Source organism: Catenulispora acidiphila DSM 44928 (assembly GCF_000024025.1).
Classification (GTDB): domain Bacteria; phylum Actinomycetota; class Actinomycetes; order Streptomycetales; family Catenulisporaceae; genus Catenulispora; species Catenulispora acidiphila.
Genome location: NC_013131.1, coordinates 8,821,915 through 8,844,706, shown reverse-complemented (window position 1 = coordinate 8,844,706; position 22,792 = coordinate 8,821,915). Strand labels below are relative to the sequence as shown.

The following is a 22,792-nucleotide window of genomic DNA, read 5'->3' as shown; positions in this document are numbered from 1 at the left end:
GTCCCGGCGCGTATCGCCTGACGAGCTAGGAGAACCCATGCCGATCCGAGCGATAGTCCTGGACATCGGCGGGGTCCTGGAGCACACCCCGGACCTCGGCACCGCGGCGCGCTGGGAGCCCGAGTTCGGCGCCGGCTGGGCGAACCGCGTCGAGGCCGTCTTCCAGGCCGGCGAGCTCGGCCACATCACGCTCGAGGAAGTCCACGAACGGTCCGTCGCCGCCCTCGGGGTGCCGGCGGACCGCTTCGCGGCGTACATGGCAGACGTCTGGGTCGAGTACCTCGGCACGTACAACGCCGAGATGGCCGACTACTGGCGCGCCCGCCGCGCCGAGGGCTACGCCACCGCGATCATCAGCAACAGCTTCGTCGGCGCGCGCGAGCGCGAGGAGGAGGCGTACCGGTTCAGCGAGCTGACCGACCTGATCGTGTACTCGCACGAGGTCGGGATGCAGAAGCCGGACCCCGGCATCTACGAGCTCTGTCTGGAGCGGCTCGGCATCCCGGCCGAGGAGACCGTGTTCGTGGACGACCTCGAGGCGAACTGCGCCGCGGCTCGCGCCCTCGGCATGTCCGCGATCCTCTTCCAGGACACCGCGCAAGTCATCCGCGAGCTCGACGAACTGCTGCTCAAGACCTGATCCGGCGGCACACGGAGGAATTCCGGTGCCGACCGATGACTTCGGCATCCCCGGATCGTCAGTACAGGCATGAGTGAACTCAAGCCCCTGCGGGCGAAGAACCTGGCCCTACCCAAGTACGGCCTGGACCAGCTGGTCTGGGACGAGGTCGAGGCGGCGGTGGCCGCCGCGGTGGCGGGCCCGGGCCGCTCCTGGTTCCTCAGCACCCTGAACCCCGACGGCTCGCCGCACACCACCGCCTTCGGCCACACCTGGCTGGACGGCGCGATCCACTTCACCACGGGTCCGGAGACCCGCAAGACCCGGAACCTGCTCGCCGACCCGCGCTGCACCGTCGCCGCCCCGATCGAGGACTTCGACGTGACCTTCGACGGCGAGGCCCGCCGCGCGACGGACCCCGCGGTGGTCGCGGCCGTCGCCGAGATGTACGCCGCCGTCGGCTGGCCCTGCCAGGCCGAGGGCGACGTGATCACCGCACCCTTCAGCGCCCCGAGCGCCGGCCCGGGTCCCTGGCAGGTGTACCGCATCGAGCTCCTGACGGTGGTCGCGCTGAAGAGCACCGGCGACGGCGGGGTGACGAAGTGGTGGTTCCGGTAGACCGGAGCCGGAGCCGCTGACGGCGGGAGCTGCTGACCACGGCGGGAGCTGCTGCCGACGGCGGGCTCGGGCTCCCACAGCTGAGTCGGGCGTGGATGTACTTGTCCGCGCCGCTGCCGTGTCAGGCGCGCGGCGGTGAAGCTGTCTTGTCTGACGGTGCTGCTGCCGTGTCAGGCGCGGCGGCGAAGCTGCGTCTGCCGACGGTGCCGCTCAGTTTGGCGCAGGGATGAAGGTGTCCCTGCTGCCGTGTCAGGCGCGCGGCGATGAAGCCGTCTGTGCTGATGCCGCCGCTAAGAGCCAGGCGCGCCATTGGGCGAGCCGTCTTCCGGCGTCACCTGTTCCCCCTGCTTCGCCGCCAGCGCCAGCACCTCCGCCGGCACCGGCGTGTCCTGCAGCATCGCCGTGAACAGCTCCTGCGCCAGGGGCGCCAGCTGCACCCGGTTCGGGTCCGGCTGGTACCACTGCCACGGCACTGTCAGGTACGTGATCTGCTGCCGGGGGACCTGCTTCACGTCCGAGGCGAAGTCCGCCAGTGCCGGCAGCGAGCCGAGTGCCGGGTCGGTCGTCAGGGCCTTGGTGGCGGCGTCCAGGACCTTGTAGAGCTTCGCCGGGTCGTCCAGGGTGCCGTTGGCGGTGATGGTGTCCAGCGCGTCGTTCAGGAACACCTGCTGGCGGCTCATGCGGCCGATGTCGGAGCCGTTGCCGAGGTTGTGGCGGGCGCGGACGAAGGCCAGCGCCTGCTCGCCGTCCACCACGGTGGTCCCGGCCGGCAGGTTCAGGTGCGAGTCGGGGTCGTCGATCGCCTGGTCCAGGTGGACCGGGACGCCGCCGATGGCGTCGATGATCTTCTTGAAGCCGGTGAAGTCGACGACCAGGACGTGGTCGACTGTCAGACCGCTGAGGGTCTCGACGGTCTTCACCGTGCACGCCGCCCCGCCGATCGAGAACGCCGCGTTGAACATCCCGAACTGCGGCTGGGACTGCGTGCCGTCGGACTTCGTGCACGCCGGCGTCTGCACCATCGAGTCGCGCGGGATCGAGGCGACCGTCGCGCTCTTCCGGTCGGCGGCCACGTGCAGCAGCATCGTGGTGTCCGAGCGGGCACCGGAGTTGGCGTCGCCGTACTGCGCGTTCGCCCCGTCCCGGTCGTCCGAGCCGATGAGCAGGACGTTCATCGAGGCGCGGGCGCTGGAGGACGGGCTCCCCGGCTGCGGCTTCATGGTGTCCGCCGGTCCCGGCGCGTCGTCGGCGTGGATGTCGACCGTGCGGATGTTGTCGTTCAAACGGGTGTACATGGTCCACAGGCCGGTCGTGCCGGCGACGGCCAGTACGGCCAGCGAGGCCGCGCAGATGATGACGACCCTGCGGCGGGACATGGAGCCGCTGTCTGGACCGGTGCGGCGCCGGGGGCGCTGGGTCTGGTCGTCCATGATGCGACGAGACTATGTCATCTTTGTATATATCTCGTCCCAGATGTCCGCACAGTGCGACATCAGTGCGGCATCGGTGCGACATCTGTGCGATATGACTGTGCCGGGGCGGCATGTGGCTTGCCGCCCCGGCACAGAGAAACGCGCTCGGAAACGCGCTCGGAAACGCGCTGAGAAACGCGCGCTCAGCCGGTCCCGGCGCCGTACCCGGCGGTGATGCCCGAGCAGATGTCCTGGTCGGCCGTCCGGGAGTTGTTCGCGATGTCGGTCGGCAGCGTCCCGCTCGTGCCCGAGCTGCTGGCGCCGGTCGAGCCGCTCGCCGGGGCGCCGCTGGTGGTGCCGGCGCCGCCGCCCTTCGGGTGCGCCGCGGCGTAGTCGTCGCCGAGGGTCACCACGATCTGCGTGCTGTAGGTGCCGGCCGCGACCTTGGCGCCCGGGTACAGCGTCGCCAGCTGCTCGGCGGCGGCCTTCTGCTTGGAGGTGCCGTAGACGATCGTCGTGACCGCCGTGTGCGGCGGCGTGACGTGGCTGGTCTCGGCGTTGTAGCCCTGGGCCTGCAGCGAGGTGGTCACGTCGGCGGCCAGGCCGGTGACCGTCGTGCCGTTCTTCACCAGGACCGAGATGGTCGAGGGGGAGATGGACGGCGCCGGCGGCGCCGAGGAGGTCGCCGCCGTGGTCGTCGGGGCGGCGGGCGTGGACGGCGCGCCGGAGGCGCCGGAGCTGCCCGAGCCGTCCAGCAGGGTGTCGCTCTTGAGGTGGGTCCAGATCACGCCGGCGGCGACCGGGTCCATGTCCACCCGGCCGTCCTGGGTCCGGTAGTGGCCCGGCAGGGTCAGGAACTGGATGTTCGCCGGGTTGATGCCCTTCATCGACTCCGCGAAGCCCGACAGCGCGGTCAGGCTGCCCAGGCCCGGGTCGAACTGGGCGTCCTTCAGCGCGTCGTTGAAGATCGAGCTGAGCACCGTGGGGTTGTTCAGGACCCCGTCGCTCTCCACCTTCTTGATCATCGAGCCCAGGAACGCCTGCTGGCGCCGGGTGCGGCCGATGTCGGAGCCGTCGCCGAGGCCTTCGCGCTCGCGGACGTAGTCCAGGGCGGTCTGGCCCTTGACCGTCTGGATGCCCTTCTTCAGCGTGATGTTGTCCCCGCCGACGTCGCTGACGTCCTTGGGCACGCACACCTGCACGCCGCCGATGTCGTCGGTCAGCTTGGCGAACGCCGAGAAGCCGACCACCACGGTGTGGTCGATCCGGATCCCCGAGATCGACTCTATGGTGTTGATCTCGCACGCCACGTTGCCCTGCGCGGTGTTGCCGACCGCGAACGCCGCGTTGAACTGGTTCGTCTGCGGCGAGGTGTGCCCCTTGGCGGAGTTGTTCGGGTCGAGCTGGCACGTCGGGATCTTGACCATCATGTCGCGCGGGATGGAGATGCCCACGGCGTGTTGGTGGTCGGCGTAGACGTGCAGCAGGATCGAGGTGTCCGAGCGCGCGCCGTCGCCGGTCTTGCCGCCGCCGAAGGCGTTGTTGCCGTTGTCGCGGCTGTCCGACCCGACGAGCAGGATGTTCTCCGGGCGCTGGCCGGCCGCGTTCGCCTTGGCCTCGGCCGGGCGGTTGGTGGCCAGACCGGAGTCGTTGAAGGTGTTGATGCTGCCGTTGAAGTGCTCGTAGGTGAAGGCGCCGGCACCTATCACGGTGATGGCCAGCGAGGCCGCCGAGATCGTGATGACACCCCTGGGAGCCAGCTTCCTGGCGCCGCCGGCCGCGGGTATCGCCGCACCGCGCCCGGTGCGCCCGCCGCGCCCTGAGCGCCCGCCGGAGTCCATCTCGCCCTCGGTGGCGCTGTCCGGGTCGTAGCGGTACGCGCCGCGGCCGCGCGGCGGCCCGGGGGTGTCGTCGCTGTGGCCCTGCTCGGCGCGGGCGGGCGGGACCGGCCCGCGGGCCGCCCGCCGGGGCGCGCGCGCCGGGGGATCGGCGTATCCGTCCTCGTAACCGTCGTACGACTCGCCGTAACCGCCAGAGGGCTGCGGGCTCTGCCGCCCGGCGTTCCTGCCGTCACCGCCGCCGGGCTGCCGGCCTGCCCGTTCCCACGGGAGTGGCTCGTTCCGCTCGCCTGCCACACGATCTCCTCACAAGACCCGGTTCCGCGATGGCGCGGGCCCGGGTCGCCACATCGCGGATTCCTGTACACCGCGCGACGACGTTACTCGACGGGAAGTACGCCGAGAGTGCCCTCGGCGGTTCCGCCCTCACCGCCACCGCCTCCGGCCAGGGACGCGACGCGCGCGTTCACCTTCTCCGAGGCCATGCGGCCCGGCAGCCGGGCCGGGTCGACATTCCGGCACAGTACCAAGGAAGCGCCGACGGCGAGTTCCGACGTCAACGCCGCGCGGATCTCCGGCCGTGAATCGTAGGCGCAGCCGGTCAGCACGCGGCTGCCGGCGCTCAGCCGCCAGCGCTGTGCCGCCTCGGCGGCGTCGGTGACCAGTTCGCCGTGGGTCCAGCCGGTCCCGTCGGCGATCAGCGCCGGAGTGTCCGCGGTGACCGGCGAGTACGGAGCGAACACGTCCGGCTGCGCCGGCGCGAGGGTCGCGTAGTCGGTGAAACCTTGAGGAACGCTCGGGAAAGGCGCGCCCAGCGGCCGCAGCGCCAGCGCGATCCGCTCGCCCTTGCACGCCAGCGCTTCCTGGAGCCGGTCGGGACCGGCGACCACGGCCGCGGCGCGCTCGGCCGCCGCCGGGTCCTCCCCGACGCTGGCGACGACGCCGGCGGTCCAGCAGGCCAGCAGCCAGATCGGGGTCTGCCAGTGCGTGGGCAGCAGGATCGCGACCTCGTCCCCGGGCGCCAGCGCCAGCTCGTCCTGGATCAGGTTGGCGGTCTTGGCGACCCAGTTGTCGAACGTGGCGTAGGACAGCTCCACCCGTTCCCCGGTCTGGTCGTCGTAGTACGTCAGGAACGGCCGGGACGGTCCGAGGGCGAGTGCGGCCCGCCACACGTCCGGGAAACTACTGTTCGCTGCGGTCACGCCGAGAGGATACGGGGGAAACAGGCTGCTGTTGCGCAAGCACGTCGGTCGGTGACCGTTTATGCTGGCCCGCACGGCGTGCCGGGTGTGCGCGGTCCATACGCGGTGCGCGTCCGTACGCCGCGTTGAACGAACTGGTGAGGGGAACAAGCGTGACCGAGGCGATCCTTTTGGTGGGGGGCAAGGGCACACGCCTGCGCCCGCTGACGGTGAACACCCCCAAGCCGATGCTCCCGGTCGCCGGCGTCCCGTTCCTGACCCACCAGCTGGTCCGTGCCAAGGACGCCGGGGTGCACCGCGTGGTGTTCGCCACCGCCTACAAGGCCGAGGTCTTCGAGCAGTACTTCGGCGACGGCTCCGACCTGGGCCTGGAGCTGGTCTACGTGACCGAGGAGGTGCCGCTGGACACCGCCGGCGCCATCCGCAACGTCGCCGGCAAGCTCACCAGCGCCCCGGACGAGCCGGTCCTGGTGTTCAACGGCGACATTTTGTCCGGCGTGGACATCGCCGGTCTGGTGACCGCCCACCGCGAGCACGGCGCCGACGTCACCCTGCACCTGTCCCGGGTGACCGACCCGCGCCCCTTCGGCCTGGTCCCCACCGACGCCGAGGGCTGGGTGACGGCCTTCCTGGAGAAGCCGCAGCGCCCCGAGGACATCGTCACCGACCAGATCAACGCCGGCTGCTACGTCTTCCAGCGCTCCCGCATCGACGAGATCCCGGCCGGCCGCCGCGTCTCGGTGGAGCGCGAGACCTTCCCGGGCCTGCTCGCCTCCGGCGCCAAGGTCCTCGGCGTGGTCGAGCAGTCCTACTGGCTGGACCTGGGCACGCCGGCGGCGTTCGCGAAGGGCTCGGCCGACCTGGTGATGGGCGTCGTGACCTCCTCGGCCGTCCCGTCCCCGGCCGAGCGCGGCAGCGCCGAGTCCCTGGTCCTGGCCGGCGCCCGCATCGCCGAGGACGCCGTGGCCGACGCCGGCACCACCGTCGGCTCCGGCGCGGTGATCGAGTCCGGCGCGCACGTCAGCTCCTCGGTCCTGCAGTCCGGCGCGGTCATCGGCGCCGGCGCGAAGGTGACCTCCTCGATCATCGGCGCCGGCGCCCGCATCGGTGCCCGCACCGTCCTGGACGGCGTGGTGATCGGCGACGGCGCGGTCCTCGGCGCCGACAACGAACTGCGCGCCGGTGCTCGCGTCTGGTGCGGGGCGGTGCTGCCGGACAAGGCGGTGCGGTTCTCCAGCGACGAGTAGAAGCTTGATGGCAGACTGCTCTGCGCGATGACGGACAACGAGGACAGTGACATTCGGGCGGTTTGGGCTGCCCGCAAGGGACGGAGTGGCGGCGCCGCCTTTGAACGGCGTCGCACGGTTCCGCCTCGGCGTCCCGTTGTGCCGGGTGCGCGGCAGGCGCCGGCGGAGCTGGTCGCGGAAGCCGAGGCTTGTGCGACCGTTGTCGTCGATCCCGGCTATGACCTCACGATGACGGTGAGTGCTTTGCGTCGCGGGCTCGGTGATCCCACGTTCCGTCGTGCTCCCGACAACTCGCTGTGGCTTGGCTGCCGCGCTCCTTCCGGGGAGCCGGGAACCCTGCGTCTGAGCCGGGTGACTACCGAGACTGTGGACGCCGAGGCTTGGGGTCCCGGCGCCTCGTGGCTTCTCAAGACGCTGCCCGATCTGCTCGGCCTCAGTGATACCGAGGAGACGCGCGCGGAGTTCGCCGAACTCGTGGCGGCGCAAGGCAATCCGCAGCTCGTCCAGTCCCTGCATCGCAACCGCGGCTTCCGCGTCATGCGCAGCAGCCGGGTGTGGGACTCGCTCGTGCCGGCGGTGCTGGAGCAGCGCGTCACGGTGCAGGAGGCGCACCGCGCGTACCAACTACTCGTGCGGCGCTATGGGATTCCCGCTCCGGGCGCTCCTGTGGACCTCCGCTTGTGCGTCTCGCCCTCGCCCCGGGAGTGGGCTCTGATCCCGTCCTGGGAGTGGCACCGCGCCGGTGTCGACGGCAAGCGCTCCCGCGCCATCCTCGGGGCGTCCCGGGTCGCGGTCCGTTTGGAGGAGACCGTGGGCATGGAACGCGATGAGGCGGCGCGCCGCATCCGCACTGTGCCGGGCATCGGTGTGTGGACGGCTGCCGAAGTAATGCATCGCGCTCATGGAGACGCCGATGCGGTCTCTGTAGGGGATCTGCATCTGCCGCGCATTGTGTGCGGCGCTCTAGGGGATCCCGCTATGTCGTGGGATGACGAGCGCATGCTGGAACTCCTGGAGCCCTACCGCGGACATCGCTATCGCGTCAGCGCTCTTCTGTACCGCTGATACGCAGTCCGGTGTGGTGCAGCACCAGACGTGCCAGCATGCCCTGCAGCGACTCCCGCTCCTGCGGTGACAGCGGATCCAGCAGTTCGTCCTGCGCGCTGTCCAGGTGCCCGTCCAGTGTGCCGAGGAACCTTTCGCCCTCCTCGGTGATGCGCACCAGGTTTCGCCGCCGGTCCGCCGGATCCGGCGCGCGGTCCAGGTAGCCGCGCCCTTCCAGGTCGGTGACCGCGGCGGTGACATCGCTGCGGTCCAGGCCGATGCGCCGTCCGAGGTCCGCCTGGCTGGTCGCGCCGCTCTCGGCGAGCGCGGCCAGCAGCGGGTAGTAGGACCGGCTCGGCACGCCGGTGGCGTGCATCCGCTCGCCGATCAGCCGGTGGCCCTGGTTGGAGGTCTGGCCGAGCAGCCAGATCACACTGCCGTGAAGACGAGTGGGGGCGCCGAGCGGGTCCATGGCCGCAGCCTACTTCGCGCCGCCGGTTGACAGAAGCCGTTGGCAGGGCCAACATTGGCCCTGCCAACGGAACGTTGGCTGAGCCAACGAATGGTGGATGGGGAGACGCGATGAGCGGCTACGACACGCAGACTCTGGCGGACCGCGCCGAGATCACCGACCTGCTCGTGAATCTGGGCCGCTGCCTGGACGACCACGACTTCGACGGACTGAAGGACGTCTTCACCGAGGACGTGGTGGGGACCACGCCGGCCGGCACGCGGGAAGGCCGCCAGGCGCTGATCGACCAGGCGCGCCGCAACCACGAGAGCTACGAGCGCCTGGCGCACCAGGTCACCAGCATGCTGGTGGACGTCGACGGCGACGCCGCCAGCGCGCGCGCCTACGTGACCGGCGCGTTCGGGCACGCCGACAGCCCGGAGCCGGTGCGCGTCCTCGTGGGGCAGTACCGCAACAAGCTGGTGCGGACCGCCGACGGCTGGCGGATCAGTGAACTGACGGTCCGGCCGGTGTTCCGCGTGGGGGAGCCGGCTCCGGCGCTGTGAAGCTCAACGGACGGTGATGAAGTCCTCAGGATCCCGCGGAGGCACCGAGGGGGTTGTCTCCGCGGGTTTTCCTATAGCGATGACTCCGAGCGGTTCCCATCTGTCGGGAAGCGCTAAGAGCTCCCGGACAGAGTCGGAGTCTGTGTCCGTCCACAGCGATCCGATGCCGTCGGCGGCGAGGGTCACCAAGAAGTTCTCCACGGCCGCGCCGAGCGACGCCACGACGAACTCCGTACCCGTACCGGCACCCGCTGTAGCCGCTGTAGCCAGATAGCAGGGGACAACCAGATAAGGCGCGCGCTCAAGTACGGAGTCGGCCAGCGCACTGGTGAAGGTTTTGCGCCCCATCTCGGACTCCAGCAGGACGAACCGCCACGGAGCCGTGCCGTCGCCTTCGGATGCCGAAGATGTCGAAGATGCCGAAGATGCCGAAGAGGTAGAGCTGAACGGAGTGGGAGCCGTCAAGGCGGCCACAACCGCGCGCCGCACCGTCTCCCCGGGCACCGGGTCCGAAGCGAACCATTGCGTCGTCCGCCGCCGCAGCACCCCTTCGCGCATCGCTTCCGTCGTCCCCAGCGAGAACATGTCGCTCTCCGCGGAGCGGATCAGCGGCCGCACCCCGAGTCCCGGTTCCGCGGTCACCAGATCGCCCAGCCCGCGGATCACCGCGACCGGCACGCCGTCGGCCTTGCCCTTCACCACTTCGCCGGCGCCGGCCAGCTCGTCGGCCGTGGCCGCCGCGGTGACCAGCAGCTCGTTGCCGAAGGCGTCTATCGTGCCGCGGTGGTCCATCAGCGCGTTGACGTAGGCGCAGCCGATGGCGACGTCCGTCTGCCCCTCCCGCCACGGCCGCCCGAAGGTGTCGGTCACCACGACCCCCACCGCGACCCCGAACCGGTCGCGCAGCGCGTCGGCGATATCCCGGGCGGAGCCGTCGGGGTCCTCGGGCAGCAGCAGCACGGTGCCCGCCGGGGTGTTGGAGGCGTCCACGCCGGCCGCGGCCATCACGAAGCCGTGCCGCGTCTGCACGATCCGGGTCGGCCCGCGGCGCGCGACCAGCCGGACCATCTCGGCGTCGATCGCGGCCTCGCGGTCGCCGGCCCGGACCACGCGGCCCTCGGCCTTGGACAGGATCTTGGAGGTGACACAGAGGATGTCGCCGTCGCGCAGGCCCAGCCCGGAGGCCGTCACCGCGGCGCCGATCAGCGCCGCCACGTCGTCGCCGGGCCCGACCTCGGGGATCCCGGCGACCGCGTGCACCGTGTAGGAGGTGTCGGCCATCAGTCAGGACGCCGGTCGGGCGGAGCCGTGGGAGGCGGCGATCTCCGCGGCGAGGTCCAGCGCGGCTCGCGCCATCGCCCGGGTCGCCTCGGCGGAGGACATCATCAGCGGGACCGCGCGGCAGGCGATGCCCGCGGCCTCGACCTCCGCGACCGCCGAGGCGTCGGCGTCCGCGTCGACGAGCCAGCCGTCCAGCAGCTCCGGGCCGTAGTGCTTGGCGACGGCCGCCGCCGTCACGTCCACGCCGACCGCGGCCAGCACCTTGTCCGCCATGCCGCGCACCGGACCGCCGCCGACGATCGGCGACAGGCCCACCACCGGCGCCGTCGCGCCGGCCACCGCCTGGCGGATGCCGGGGATGTTCAGGATGGTGCCGACCGAGACCACCGGGTTCGACGGCGGCAGCACGATGACGTCCGCCTCGGCGATCGCCTCCAGCACGCCCGGAGCGGGCTTGGCGTCCTCCACGCCGACGGACACGATGGCGCGCGCGTCGGGGGCGTGCATCCGGACCCAGTACTCCTGGAAGTGCACCGCGCGGCGCCCGCCCGGCGCCTCGGGGTCGTCGACCACGACGTGCGTCTCGACCCGCTCGTCGGTGGAAGGCAGCAGCCGCACCGGCAGCTCCCAGCGCGTGCACAGCGCCTCGGTCACCGCGGACAGCGGGTAGCCGGCGCCGAGCATCTGCGTGCGGACCAGGTGCGTGGCGATGTCCTTGTCGCCGAGCGTGAACCAGTCCGGGCCGACGCCGTACGCCTTCAGCTCCTCGGCCACCCCGAACGTCTCATCGACCCGTCCCCAGCCCTGTCCCTCGTGGATCCCGCCGCCGAGGGTGTACATGACCGTGTCCAGGTCCGGACAGATCCGCAGGCCGTGCATGGTCATGTCGTCGCCGACGTTCCCGATCACGGTGACGTCGGCGTCGGGCGCGGCGGCGAGCAGGCCGCGGAGGAATCGGGCTCCGCCGACGCCTCCGGCAAGGGCTGTGATGTGCATGCAGGCAGTATTTCAGGGCCGCCGGACGGGGGACGCCGCAAGCGTGCCCCACGGCCCGGGACCTGCGCCGCTCACGCGAAGCGCTGCCGCGCCGCGTCCCAGCGCAGCCCGGCCGGCGCCGGCCCTCCGGCGCGCGCGGCGGCGGCCAGGTCGGCGATCGTCACCGTGGGTTCCGGTATGACGATGTCCGGGTGCGGGGTCGCGCCGAGGAACAGCGCCACGAGGTCGGGGGCGAGCGCGTCGTGCGGGAGCGTGAGGGCGGCGGGCGCCGTCGGGGAAGCCTGGTCCGGCATCAGGGAAAACTCCGCTATGAAGCCCGGCCTGCGACGGGCCGGGAACGGTCGGGTCTGTGGGTTCGGTCAGCTGTGACAGAGACAGCGACAACACAGACCGCGACAGGACTCGATCGTGTCCATAGCGGTGCGCGCACGCGTGACCAGCGCCGCTGCGGGGGTCAGACCCCGGCGGCTGGTGGCGGTCACACTACGTGCGTTCATGATGCCCCCACCCCATCCGGCGACCGGTACCGCTGTCAAGCAGCGTCCACATGGTGGGGGCGCGTATTAGCTCCAACAGGTGAATCGCATGGTCGCTACCAGATCCCGGCTTGACGGCCCGGTAATGACGCGCGTGTAATTTCAAACGTGTCGTGATGATCTCCGCACGGGGAGTGATCTTCTTCCGTGCGGACAAGGTAGGGCCAGGAGGCGTTGCGGTGGCCGAGGCCGCGGAGAACACAGAGGGCGCGGAAGAGGCTTGTCACGCCGAGGTGTACCGCATCTACCCGCTCCACAACGGGGTCGACGAGGACCGCGGATGGCAGGCGCGCGCGTTGTGCGCGCAGACCGACCCCGAGTCCTTCTTCCCGGAGAAGGGCGGATCGACCCGGGAGGCGAAGAAGATCTGCCTCAACTGCGAGGTCAAGGCCGAGTGCCTGTCCTACGCGCTGTCCAACGACGAGCGCTTCGGGATCTGGGGCGGTCTGTCCGAGCGGGAGCGCAGGCGGCTCAAGCGCGCCGCGGTGTGACCGGCGGATCGGTGAGCGGTAGGGCAGCGGTATGGCAATCAGAGTGGCAAGCGGAGTGACAAGCGGTATGACAAGCGGCATCACGCGCGGCGTCACGTCAGCGTGATGCCGGGTACCGGTATGTCCGGTATCCGACGGCCGCGGAGCCCGCCGAAGAGGACTTGTAGAGGACTCTTCAGTAAGGGCCCCGCGCCCCTTTCTCCTTGCCCCGGAACGCAATTCGGGCATAACGGCATAGCCGGTCAGCATCCTCGAACCCTCGCGTATGGTGGACCCTCAGTCCGCCCCCGAGCGGGGATTCCCGAGACCGGAGCCGGTGCCAGCGCAGCATGACCCAGTACCCAGAATCCGGATATCGGACCGGCGGCCTGGCCGCCACCGGCCAGTACCCCGCCGGTGCCTACGCCGCCCAGCCCGGCGGGACCGGGCAGTTCGCCGTCGCCGACGTCGACGCCCGGCGCCGGGCCGCCGCCGAGGCGGCCGTCAACGCCTTCCCGAACCACGTGGTCACCGCGGTCCTCGTCTCCCACGACGGCGCGCGCTGGCTGGACGACTCCCTCAAGGCCCTGCTCGGCCAGTTGCGCGCGCCCCAGCGGGTCCTGGCCGTGGACACCGGGTCCAAGGACGACTCGCTGGCCATCCTGGACGAGCACCTCGGTCCGGAGTCGGTGCTGCAGACCAAGCGCAACACCGGCTACGGCACCGCCGTGAACCACGCGCTCAAGGCCGCCCCGGTCGTCGACTTCGACCTCTACGGCCGCGGCGACGCCCCGGTGGTGGAGTGGCTGTGGCTGCTGCACGACGACTCCGAGCCCGCCCCGGACGCCCTGCTGCGGCTGCTGGAGGTGGGGGAGCACCACCCCGAGGCCGGGGTCATAGGGCCCAAGATCCGCGGCTGGCAGGACCGGGAGCAACTGCTCGAGATCGGCGTCACGGTGACCGCCGACGGCCGCCGCTGGACCGGTCTGGAGGACGGCGAGCACGACCAGGGCCAGCACGCCGAGCCGACCCGGGTGCTCTCGGTGTCCAGCGCCGGCATGCTCATCCGGCGCGAGGTCTGGGACCGGCTGCGCGGTTTCGACCGCGCCATCCCGATGTTTCGGGACGACCTGGACTTCTGCTGGCGCGTGCACAACTCCGGCTACGACGTGCTCACCGCCCCCAAGGCCGTGCTCTGGCACGCCGAGGCGGCGGCCCGCGGCGAGCGGCGGATCAGCGCCGGCGTCTCGCGGCCGCACTTCGAGGACCGGCAGCACGCGCTGTACACGGTCACCGTCAACCACGCCGGACGCTTCCCGATACTGACATTCCTGCGGCTGTTCTTCTGGTCGCTGCTGCGCGCGATCGGCCTGGTGCTCAACAAGGCGCCGCTGAAGGCCGCGGACGAGGTGCTGGCGGCGCTGGCTTATGCCGGCCGTCTGGACCGCATTGTGCGCGCCCGGCGCGCCCGGGCCCGGACCCGGTCGCAGCGCCCTGTCGATCTCTCCTCGCTGTTCCCCTCGCGGATGCAGGTCTTCCGGCACACCTTCGAGGACGCGTTCGAGGGCTTCCGCTCCCGGAACCAGCGCGACGACGAGGCGACCCAGGGCTCCATCGAGAGCGGTCCGGTCTCCGAGGAGGCCGAGTCCTTCGACTCCGGGACGCCGTGGCTGATCCGCGCGGTCCGGATGCCCGGCAACTTGGTGTGGATCGCGCTGACCGTCGTGATGATGGTGTCCGCGCGGAACCTGCTCACCGGCGGGCGGCTCATGGGCGGCGCGCTGTTGCCCGCGCCCAATGGCGCCTCCGACCTGTGGCACGACTTCTTCGCCTCCTGGCACGGCGTCGCCACCGGCTCCACCTCTCCGGCGCCGCCGTACCTGGCGGTCGTGGCTCTGGTCGGCACTCTGCTGTTTGGCCATGCCAGCCTCGCGGTGACGGTTCTGCTGCTCGGTTCCGTACCGCTGTCCGGACTCACCGCCTACGCAGTGCTTAAGCGCACCGTCTCCTCCAGCGCGCTGCGCGTCTGGGGATCGGCCGCCTACGCGCTGCTGCCCGCGGCGACCGGCGCGATCTCCGGCGGCCGGCTGGGCTCTGCGGTCGGCATCATGCTTCTGCCCCTGGCGGCTTCCGGAGTGCTGCTCTCCATAGGGGGACCGGGGCGTAAGGGCTCTGTGCGTGCCGCGTGGCCCGCCGCCTTCGCGATCGCGATCGCCATGGCGTTCGCCCCGATCGTCTGGGTGCTGGCCGCGGTGCTCGCCGCCGGCGCCACGCTGACCGTGTTCTGGCGCTCGACCGCGGACTTCGCGACCGTGCTCATCCGCTTGGCGATCCTGCTGGTGACGCCGATCGCGGTGCTCATGCCGTGGTCGCTGCAGCTGGTGAAGCACCCGGCGGCGTTCCTGCTGGAGCCCGGCCTGCCGCCGGTCCCCGGCACGCAGCCGGACCCCACGCACCTGCTGCTGGCCAACCCCGGCGGCCCGGGTACGTACACGTACTGGTTCACCGGCGGCCTGTTCCTCGCCGGGCTGGCCGGCCTGCTGCGCAGCGGCCCGCGCCGCCGCCTGAGCTTCGCCGGCTGGACGCTGGCGCTGGCCGGCTTCGCCGCCGGCCTGATCGCGCTGCAGGTGCACCCGACCGGCCTGGCCGGCGGTCTGCCGCAGCAGCCCTGGAGCGGCGTGCCGACCGCGGCGATCGGCTTCGGCCTGATCGTGGCCGCGGTGATCGGCGCCGAGGGCGCGCGCGACTACTTCCAGGCCTCGCAGCTGAGCTGGCGCCAGCCGGCCGCGCTGGTGGTGGCGGCGGCCGCGGTGGCCACCCCGCTGGCGGCGGCGGGCTGGTGGGTCACGCACGGCGTCGACGGCCCGGTCCAGCGCGCGACGGCGGACTTCCGCCCGGCCGTGGTCTCGGTGCAGTCCCAGATGCCCGACCAGCCGCGCGCGCTGATCCTGGGCTCCGGCGCGCAGACCGTGATCGGCTACGGCATCGTCCGGAACGAGGGCGCCAGCCTCGGCGACGCCGACTACCAGGTCCCGGCCGCCGACGCGGCCCGGATCAACACCCTGGTCGGCGGGCTGCTCTCGGACTCCGGCGGCAGCGAGCTGCAAGGTCTGGCGTCCCTGGGTGTCCGCTACGTGGTCGGCATGAAGACTCTGACCCCGAACTACGTCCACATCCTCGACGGGACCCCCGGTCTGGACCGGCAGTCGCAGATCCAGGGCGTCAACCTCTGGAAGATCTCCAACCCGGCGACCCGGCTGTCGCTGACCGGTCCCGGAACCACCGACCCCAAGGCGTTGCAGCAGGTCAGCGCGAGCAACCTCACGATGAAGGCGACCGTCGCCGCCGGCCAGGACGGCCGCCAGCTGGTGCTCGCCGAGGACGCGGACAGCAACTGGTCGGCGAAGCTGAACGGGACCACGCTGCCGCGCGTCACGGTCGACGGCTGGGCGCAGGGCTTCCAGCTGCCGGCCGCCGGCGGGACCGTGACGGTGTCCTACTCGGACGTCTCGCGCACCGCCTGGCTGCTGGCCGAGGGCCTGATCTTCCTGTTCGCGCTGATCATGGCGCTGCCGACCGGCGGGCGGGCCGAGGACTGCGGTCCGGGCGCGGAGCCGGACGACTACGTTCCGCCGAGCCTGCCCGGCCAGTACAACCGCGAACCGGAACCCGAGCCGGAACCGGAACCGGAGCCGGAGGCTGTTCCGCAGGAGGAGCAGCCCGAGTATCCGGCTTATGCGGGTGCTGAGTACGCCGGTTATCAGGACGAGTACGAGCAGCAGTATCAGCAGCCCGAGCAGTACCAGCAGCCAGAGCAGTACGGGCAGCAGGAGCAGTACCCGCAAGAACAGCAGTACGCGCAGCAGGAGCAGTACTCGCAGGAACAGCAGTACGCGCAACAGCAGCAATACGCGCAGCCCGACCCCTATGCGCAGCAGGATCCGTACGCGCAGCAGTACCAACAGGAGGGCTACGCACAGCAGCCCGACCCATATGCGCAGCAGCAGCCGGATCCCTATGGGCAGCAACAGCCGGATCCGTATGGACAGCAGCCGCCCGGATACGCCCCGGAGTACGGCGCCCCGGAGTACGGCACGCCCGAGTACGGCGCCCACGAATACGGCGGCGTCGAGTACAGCGGCGAGTACGAGAACCCCGAAGCGTACGGCGGCTACCTGCGCCCCGGCACCGGTGAGTTCGAGCGCCCCGACTTCGAGTCCGACGACTACCGGCAGGGAGGCCACCGATGAGCCGGCCGACCCGTCCCGCGCGCCCCGGCGCCGGCGACCCCCCGCAGCGCCCCGGGCGCCCCACTGGAGCGCAACCCACTGGACCGCGCCCCGGTAGCGCCGCCCCTAGAGGACGCGCGCTGGCCAAGACCCGGACCTCCCCGATCTCCACCTTCGGCGCCCTCGGCGTGGTCGCGGCGGTCCTGCTGGCCGGGCTCGGCTACGGGTTCTCCACGCGGGACCAGGACAAGGCCGCCATCACCCAGCAGACCTCGCGCACTTTGCCGATCGGCAGCGCCACCGGGGTCTGCCAGGGCGAGATCGGCGCCGGGACCGACACCACGACGACCCTGACCGCGTTCACCCCGTCCGGCAACGCCGCGACCGGCACGGACAACGCGGCCATCCAGTACGTCGACGGCAAGCCGTTCGCCGGACTGAAGTTCGGGGCGGCCGGCACGCGCTCGACCCTGCAGGGCATCACCCAGTTCACCAGCACCACCGATGCCGCCGGCCTGCCGCAGCCGGTACCCCTGGTCTTCCAGGCGACCGGCTCCAACGCCCCCGGCTTCACCTCCGACGAAGTGCTCCGCAGCGACAGCGGGCTGAACCGCGGCATGGCCGGCACCCCCTGCACCGCCCCGAGTACCGACTTCTGGTTCGCCGGGGTCTCCGTCGGCAGCCAGGACCGCGACTCCTACCTGTACCTGGCGAACACCGACAACGCGCCGGCCACGGTCAACCTCACGTTCTACGGCCAGGACGGCAAGATCGACACCGGCACGGTCGGCCACGACATCCCGCTCCTGCCCAAGGCCTCGACGCAGATCCTGCTCAGTACCGAGCTCGGCGCCGCCGCGCAGAACAGCGCCGTGGCCAGCGTCCACGTCACCACCACCGAGGGCCGGGTCGCCGCGCAGGTCCTGGACCAGGACCGGCCGCAGAGCAGCGACGTCAAGAACGGCCGCGGTCTGGACTTCATCCCGGCGCAGAGCCCGGCGGTGGCCGCCCAGACGACGCAGACCATCGCCGGCATCCCCGCGGTGGGGACCACGCTGAAGAAGTTCGACCTCGTCATCACCGCCACCAGCGACGTGCCGGTCAGCATCGACCACGTCTACTGGTACGGCAAGAGCGGCAGGTTCGAGCTGTCCGGGCAGACGCAGGACCCGGCCAACGGCTACACCAAGCGCGCCAGCCCGCTGTCCATCGACCCGAACAAGACGGTCATACTGAACATGCTCCCCGACGACCGCGACCTCACCGAGTCCGCGGCCCTGCAGATCGTCGGCAGCGGCGGCTCCTTCGTCAGCGGCGTCCGACTGGTCGAGGCCGACCAGAAGAGCAACACCCAGGACTCCGCCTACCTGGCGCCGACTCCGCCGGTCAGCAGCCAGGCGATCGTCGGCGACAGCAACGTCAGCGCCGCGGGCGGCGCGGCCAAGAGCACGCTGATCCTGACCTCCGTCGGGAGCAAGGGTTCGACGGTCCAGGTCACCACGATCGGCGCCGACAACAAGCCGGCCACCGACCCGGTCTCGATCCCGGCCAACACCACGGTCGCGTACGTCCTGAAGGCGACAGGCTGGTTCACCACGATCGTCCAGCCGCAGCCCGGCTCCGATCCCGTCTACGGCGACCGGGTCCTGACGGACCTGCCGGCCAAGGGCGGCATCCAGCTCACCGCGGAGATGCTCCAGGACGCGCGGGTGTCGGCGGCGGTGCCGCCGGTCGCGCAGGACCTGACGGGCGCGGTCACCCGCTGAGCTGTACCGGCTGAGCTGTATCTACTGAGCTGTATCTACTGATCAACTGGTCAACTGAACTGCTGCCGGCCGAGCATCATGCTCGGCCGGCAGCTTTTGAGTCTGTATGCGTTGTCTGAGGTGACGCATATAAGGCGCTACACCTTATATATAGAGAAAGCGGGCATCGGACTCCTCAGTCCTCCGCGTCCCGTCCTTCGTCCACCTCGTCGGGTTCCATGCCCAGCAGCTCCGCGACCTGCTCCACGACCACCTCGTAGACCAGGTCCGCCAGCTCCGGGCGGCCCGCGGCCCGGGCTTCCACCGGCCGCCGGTAGACCACGATCCGCACCGGTTCGTTGGGGCGGTCGACGATCACCCGGCCCAGCGGCACGGCCTCGTCGCTCCAGTTCTCGGCGTCGGCCGGCGGGACCTCCTCGACCGCCAGCTCCACCTCGGCCAGCCGCGGCCAGCGCCGCTCCAGCCGTTCCACGGCGTCCAGGACCAGCTCGTCGAACTGCTCGGCACGCGTCAAGGCCAGCGGGACCTGCGGAGGGGCGAGCGGGCCGCGCAGACCCCGCCCCCGCCGGTCACGCGTATGCTTCCGGCGGCGGGGCTCCTGCCCGGCCCCCGACCTGATCGAGGCAGTGATGGGCACGCGTCGAGCGTAACCGCCGATCCGCCCCGCGGCGACAGTCATTCCCGGCGTGTCGTTCCGGCTACGCCGTGACCTCGGGCGACGCCCGTGCGGCCGGTTCAGTGCTCGGGATCGGGCAGGGCCCGCAGGTGGCCTCGGGCGCGCGAGAGGACCGCACCGTCCCCGTCGTCCCCATGGGTCCCGCGCTCCCCGCGGCCACCGCGGTCCCCACGGGGCCCGCGAGCGGCCTCCCGCACCGCGTTGGCCAGCGCCTCGAGATCGTCCGACGAGGGCTGCGCCGGGCCCGGGTCCGGTTCGGTCAACCGCAGCACGGCCCACCCCCGCGGGGCGGTCAGCCGGGTCGAATGCTCCGCGCACAGGTCGTAGCTGTGCGGCTCGATATAAGCGGCCAGAGGGCCGAGGACGGCGGTGGAGTCCGCGTACACGTACGTGAGCGTCGCGACGGCCGGACGGCTACACGCGGTTCGCGAACATCTGCGGGCTGGGCTCACTTGGTGGAGATTAGCGCTTGCCGGCGCGGATGGAACACTGGCACGCCCTACGTCCTCGTTCGGGTCCTCCGCCTGGGTCCTCCGCGACCGGCGCACCACCGGGACCGGCTGCCCGAGATAGGCTCGACGTCGCAAGCAGCCGCAGTTCGACCAGACTTGAAAGCGGGAGCCAGTGCCAGCGCCTAATCCTTCTGGGCACGACTTGTCACAGATCGTCAAGGCATACGACGTACGCGGGGTGGTGCCGGACCAGCTCGACGAGACCGACACCGAGGCCCTCGGTGCGGCGTTCGCCGAGTTCGCCGGGGCGCCCACCGTGGTGGTCGGCCATGACATGCGGCCCAGCTCGCCGGACCTGGCCGCGGCGTTCGCGCGCGGCGCGGCGTCCCGGGGCGTGGACGTGGTCCAGATCGGGCTGGCCTCCACCGATCTGCTCTACTTCGCCTCCGGCGCCCTGGACATGCCCGGGGCGATGTTCACGGCCAGCCACAACCCGGCGAAGTACAACGGCATCAAGATGTGCAAGGCCGGCGCCGCGCCGATCGGCCAGGAGTCCGGTCTCGTGGAGATCCGGCAGGCCGCGCAGGCGATCCTGGACGGCACCCCGCTGCCCCCGGCGGAGAAGACCGGAACGGTCACCGAGCGCGCGATGCTGGACGACTACGCCGCGTACCTCAACAACCTGGTGGACCTGTCGAAGATCCGTCCGCTCAAGGTGGTCGTCGACGCGGCCAACGGTATGGGCGGCTATACGGTCCCGACCGTCTTCAAGGGCCTGCCGCTGGAGGTCGTCGACCTCTACTTCGAGCTCGACGGGACCTTCCCGAACCACGAGGCCAACCCGCTGGACCCGAAGAACCTGGTCGACCTGCAGCGCGCGGTCGTCGAGCACGGCGCGGACCTGGGTCTGGCCTTCGACGGCGACGCCGACCGCTGCTTCGTGGTCGACGAGCGCGGCGAGCCGGTCTCGCCGTCCACGATCACCGCCCTGGTGGCGGTCCGCGAACTGGCCAAGCACCCGGGCGCGACGATCATCCACAACCTGATCACCTCGGCCGCGGTCCCGGAGATCGTGCGCGAGCACGGCGGCGTGCCGGCGCGCACGCGGGTCGGGCACTCCTTCATCAAGCAGGAGATGGCGAGCACCGGCGCGGTCTTCGGCGGCGAGCACTCGGCGCACTACTACTTCCAGGACTTCTGGAAGGCCGACACCGGCATGCTGGCCGCGATGCACGTGCTGGCCGCGCTCGGCGAACAGGAGCTGCCGCTGTCGGAGCTGGCGGCGGACTACACGCGCTACGCCTCCTCCGGCGAGATCAACAGCGAGGTCGCCGACCAGGCCGGCCGTTCCGAGGCGGTCCGGGAGGAGTTCGGGAGCCGTCCCGGGGTCACCGTGGACGAGCTCGACGGCCTGACGGTCACCGGCGAGGGCTGGTGGTTCAACGTGCGGCCGTCGAACACCGAGCCGCTGCTGCGCCTGAACATCGAGGCCGCCGACGCCGACGCGGTCGCCGCGCTGCGCGACGAGGTGCTGGCCGTCATCCGCGCCTGAGGCGCCCACCGACCACCCCGCCACAGATCCGATAGGAGCCCTCCCGTGATCGAGCCCTCCCTGCTGGAGATCCTCGCCTGCCCGAAGTGCCACGCCCCGCTGCGCGAAGACGAAGCCGCTCCGGCGCTGGCGTGCACCAACTCGGAGTGCGCGCTGGTGTACCCGGTCCGCGACGGCATCCCGGTCCTGCTCATCGACGAGGCCACCAAGGCCGCGTGAGCCCTGGGGCCCCGCCAACCGCTACATTCGTAAACGCAACGTCAGCCGACGAAACAGGAGAAACGCCGTGAGCGTCCTCACTCCGAGCGACTACAAGGTCGCTGACCTGACCCTGGCCGATTTCGGCCGCAAGGAGATCACCCTCGCCGAGCACGAGATGCCCGGCTTGATGGCGATCCGCGCCGAGTACGCGGACGCGCAGCCGCTGCGCGGTGCCCGCGTCTCCGGCTCGCTGCACATGACAGTGCAGACCGCGGTCCTCATCGAGACCCTCACGGCGCTGGGTGCCGAGGTGCGCTGGGCTTCCTGCAACATCTTCTCCACCCAGGACCACGCCGCCGCGGCGATCGTGGTCGGGGCGGGCACGCCGGAGGCTCCGGCCGGCGTCCCGGTCTTCGCCTGGAAGGGCGAGACGCTGGAGGAGTACTGGTGGTGCACGGACCGGATGCTGCAGTGGCCGGATACCGGCGATGGCAACACCGGCCCGAACATGATCCTGGACGACGGCGGCGACGCCACGATGCTGGTCCACAAGGGCACGGAGTTCGAGAAGGCCGGCTCGGTCCCGGAGGACTCGGCGACCGACAGCGAGGAGTTCCAGGTCTTCCTGGCGCTGCTGCGCCGCTCGCTGGCCGAGGACGGCAACCGCTGGACCGCCATCGGCGAGCGCATCAAGGGCGTCACCGAGGAGACCACCACCGGCGTGCACCGGCTGTACGAGATGGCCAAGGAGGGCTCGCTGCTCTTCCCGGCGATCAACGTCAACGACTCGGTCACCAAGAGCAAGTTCGACAACAAGTACGGCTGCCGCCACTCCCTGGTCGACGGCATCAACCGCGCCACCGACGTGCTGATCGGCGGCAAGGTCGCGGTCGTGTGCGGCTACGGCGACGTCGGCAAGGGCTGCGCGGAGTCGCTGCGCGGCCAGGGCGCGCGCGTGATCATCACCGAGGTCGACCCGATCTGCGCCCTGCAGGCGGCGATGGACGGTTTCCAGGTGGCCACGCTCGAGGACGTCGTCGCCGGCGCGGACATCTTCGTCACCGCCACCGGCAACAAGGACATCATCATGGCCGCCGACATGGCCAAGATGAAGCACCAGGCGATCGTGGGCAACATCGGCCACTTCGACAACGAGATCGACATGGCCGGCCTGGCCAAGATCTCCGGCATCCAGAAGACCGAGGTCAAGCCGCAGGTCCACACCTGGAAGTTCCCCGACGGCAAGACCCTCATCGTCCTGTCCGAAGGCCGCCTCCTGAACCTGGGCAACGCCACCGGCCACCCCAGCTTCGTGATGTCGAACTCCTTCACCAACCAGGTGATCGCCCAGATCGAACTCTTCACCAAGACCGCCGACTACCCGATCGGCGTCTACGTCCTCCCCAAGCACCTGGACGAGAAGGTGGCCCGCCTGCACCTCGACGCCCTCGGCGTCCGCCTGACGAAGCTCTCCCCCGAGCAGGCCGCCTACATCGGCGTGCAGGTCGAGGGCCCGTACAAGCCGGAGCACTACCGGTACTGAGAACTGAGACGGTGTCGTTCGAGGCCGGTCCCGCTGCGCGGGGCCGGCTTCGGCGTTTTTTGGGGGCGGTGCGGGGCGGTGCAGTGCTGTGCG

20 protein-coding genes are annotated in these 22,792 nt (G+C 70.9%); 11 read left to right on the top strand and 9 right to left on the bottom strand.

Annotated elements, in window-relative coordinates; all coding sequences use genetic code 11:
* Window positions 1-37 precede the first annotated feature (37 nt).
* Together CACI_RS37670 and CACI_RS37665 are read left to right on the top strand one after the other, a co-directional pair.
* Window positions 38-640: an HAD family hydrolase gene (locus CACI_RS37670; RefSeq protein WP_015796170.1), complete on the top strand. Its 603-nt coding sequence runs from the start codon at window positions 38-40 to the stop codon at window positions 638-640.
* Between the two features lie 69 nt (window positions 641-709).
* Complete coding sequence (locus tag CACI_RS37665; RefSeq protein ID WP_015796169.1) at window positions 710-1,237, top strand: pyridoxamine 5'-phosphate oxidase family protein; 528 nt, start codon at window positions 710-712, stop codon at window positions 1,235-1,237.
* Window positions 1,238-1,527: 290 nt separating this feature from the next.
* Here the strand turns inward: CACI_RS37665 and CACI_RS37660 are convergent, their stop codons facing one another.
* From CACI_RS37660 to CACI_RS37650, 3 genes are all read right to left on the bottom strand, one after another.
* On the bottom strand, window positions 1,528-2,667 hold the full coding sequence (locus CACI_RS37660; RefSeq protein WP_015796168.1) for an LCP family protein: 1,140 nt from the start codon (window positions 2,665-2,667) through the stop codon (window positions 1,528-1,530).
* A gap of 185 nt (window positions 2,668-2,852) precedes the next feature.
* Complete coding sequence (locus CACI_RS37655; protein ID WP_015796167.1) at window positions 2,853-4,784, bottom strand: LCP family protein; 1,932 nt, start codon at window positions 4,782-4,784, stop codon at window positions 2,853-2,855.
* 83 nt (window positions 4,785-4,867) lie between these two features.
* Complete coding sequence (locus tag CACI_RS37650; RefSeq protein WP_083796201.1) at window positions 4,868-5,689, bottom strand: TIGR03089 family protein; 822 nt, start codon at window positions 5,687-5,689, stop codon at window positions 4,868-4,870.
* 152 nt (window positions 5,690-5,841) lie between these two features.
* Between CACI_RS37650 and CACI_RS37645 the strand changes: the two genes are divergently transcribed.
* Both CACI_RS37645 and CACI_RS37640 read left to right on the top strand, forming a co-directional pair.
* Complete coding sequence (locus CACI_RS37645) at window positions 5,842-6,936, top strand: mannose-1-phosphate guanylyltransferase (RefSeq protein ID WP_015796165.1); 1,095 nt, start codon at window positions 5,842-5,844, stop codon at window positions 6,934-6,936.
* Window positions 6,937-7,287: 351 nt separating this feature from the next.
* Window positions 7,288-8,001 (top strand): DNA-3-methyladenine glycosylase family protein, encoded by a 714-nt coding sequence (locus CACI_RS37640; protein WP_143765551.1) that lies wholly within the window; start codon window positions 7,288-7,290, stop codon window positions 7,999-8,001.
* On the opposite strand, the gene CACI_RS37635 is transcribed toward CACI_RS37640, so the two are convergent.
* Window positions 7,979-8,452: a MarR family winged helix-turn-helix transcriptional regulator gene (locus CACI_RS37635; RefSeq protein WP_015796163.1), complete on the bottom strand. Its 474-nt coding sequence runs from the start codon at window positions 8,450-8,452 to the stop codon at window positions 7,979-7,981. The two genes, CACI_RS37640 and CACI_RS37635, sit on opposite strands and share 23 nt — an antisense overlap.
* A 110-nt stretch (window positions 8,453-8,562) precedes the next feature.
* On the opposite strand from CACI_RS37635, the gene CACI_RS37630 reads away from it, so the two are divergent.
* Entirely contained in the window at window positions 8,563-8,997 is a 435-nt protein-coding gene (locus tag CACI_RS37630; protein WP_015796162.1) for a nuclear transport factor 2 family protein, read from the top strand.
* 3 nt (window positions 8,998-9,000) lie between these two features.
* On the opposite strand, the gene CACI_RS37625 is transcribed toward CACI_RS37630, so the two are convergent.
* From CACI_RS37625 to CACI_RS37615, 3 genes are all read right to left on the bottom strand, one after another.
* The gene (locus tag CACI_RS37625) at window positions 9,001-10,278 is read right to left on the bottom strand and encodes a coenzyme F420-0:L-glutamate ligase (RefSeq protein ID WP_015796161.1); all 1,278 of its coding nucleotides are present in this window, start codon (window positions 10,276-10,278) and stop codon (window positions 9,001-9,003) included.
* A gap of 3 nt (window positions 10,279-10,281) precedes the next feature.
* Window positions 10,282-11,274, bottom strand: coding sequence for a 2-phospho-L-lactate transferase (gene cofD, locus CACI_RS37620; protein ID WP_015796160.1), 993 nt, complete (start codon window positions 11,272-11,274; stop codon window positions 10,282-10,284).
* 71 nt (window positions 11,275-11,345) lie between these two features.
* Window positions 11,346-11,567, bottom strand: coding sequence for a hypothetical protein (locus tag CACI_RS37615; RefSeq protein ID WP_015796159.1), 222 nt, complete (start codon window positions 11,565-11,567; stop codon window positions 11,346-11,348).
* Between the two features lie 476 nt (window positions 11,568-12,043).
* On the opposite strand from CACI_RS37615, the gene CACI_RS37610 reads away from it, so the two are divergent.
* The 3 genes from CACI_RS37610 (at window position 12,044) to CACI_RS37600 (ending at window position 18,275) form a co-directional block, all read left to right on the top strand.
* Window positions 12,044-12,301 (top strand): WhiB family transcriptional regulator, encoded by a 258-nt coding sequence (locus CACI_RS37610; RefSeq protein ID WP_041543371.1) that lies wholly within the window; start codon window positions 12,044-12,046, stop codon window positions 12,299-12,301.
* 329 nt (window positions 12,302-12,630) lie between these two features.
* On the top strand, window positions 12,631-16,530 hold the full coding sequence (locus tag CACI_RS37605) for a glycosyltransferase family 2 protein (RefSeq protein WP_015796157.1): 3,900 nt from the start codon (window positions 12,631-12,633) through the stop codon (window positions 16,528-16,530).
* Window positions 16,527-18,275 carry a DUF5719 family protein gene (locus tag CACI_RS37600; RefSeq protein ID WP_015796156.1) on the top strand — a complete coding sequence of 583 codons (1,749 nt, stop codon included), beginning with the start codon at window positions 16,527-16,529 and terminating at the stop codon, window positions 18,273-18,275. The genes CACI_RS37605 and CACI_RS37600 overlap by 4 nt, the downstream gene beginning before the upstream one ends.
* A gap of 175 nt (window positions 18,276-18,450) precedes the next feature.
* Here CACI_RS37600 and CACI_RS37595 read toward each other — a convergent pair whose 3' ends face one another.
* Both CACI_RS37595 and CACI_RS37590 read right to left on the bottom strand, forming a co-directional pair.
* A complete protein-coding gene (locus CACI_RS37595) occupies window positions 18,451-18,954 on the bottom strand; it encodes a metallopeptidase family protein (protein WP_015796155.1) in 504 nt (167 codons plus the stop codon).
* 56 nt (window positions 18,955-19,010) lie between these two features.
* The gene (locus CACI_RS37590; RefSeq protein ID WP_015796154.1) at window positions 19,011-19,403 is read right to left on the bottom strand and encodes a DUF3499 domain-containing protein; all 393 of its coding nucleotides are present in this window, start codon (window positions 19,401-19,403) and stop codon (window positions 19,011-19,013) included.
* A gap of 202 nt (window positions 19,404-19,605) precedes the next feature.
* On the opposite strand from CACI_RS37590, the gene CACI_RS37585 reads away from it, so the two are divergent.
* From CACI_RS37585 to ahcY, 3 genes are all read left to right on the top strand, one after another.
* A complete protein-coding gene (locus tag CACI_RS37585; protein WP_015796153.1) occupies window positions 19,606-20,955 on the top strand; it encodes a phosphomannomutase/phosphoglucomutase in 1,350 nt (449 codons plus the stop codon).
* 45 nt (window positions 20,956-21,000) lie between these two features.
* Window positions 21,001-21,174: a Trm112 family protein gene (locus tag CACI_RS49385; RefSeq protein ID WP_015796152.1), complete on the top strand. Its 174-nt coding sequence runs from the start codon at window positions 21,001-21,003 to the stop codon at window positions 21,172-21,174.
* Between the two features lie 67 nt (window positions 21,175-21,241).
* Window positions 21,242-22,699: an adenosylhomocysteinase gene (ahcY, locus tag CACI_RS37580; RefSeq protein WP_015796151.1), complete on the top strand. Its 1,458-nt coding sequence runs from the start codon at window positions 21,242-21,244 to the stop codon at window positions 22,697-22,699.
* Window positions 22,700-22,792 lie beyond the last annotated feature (93 nt).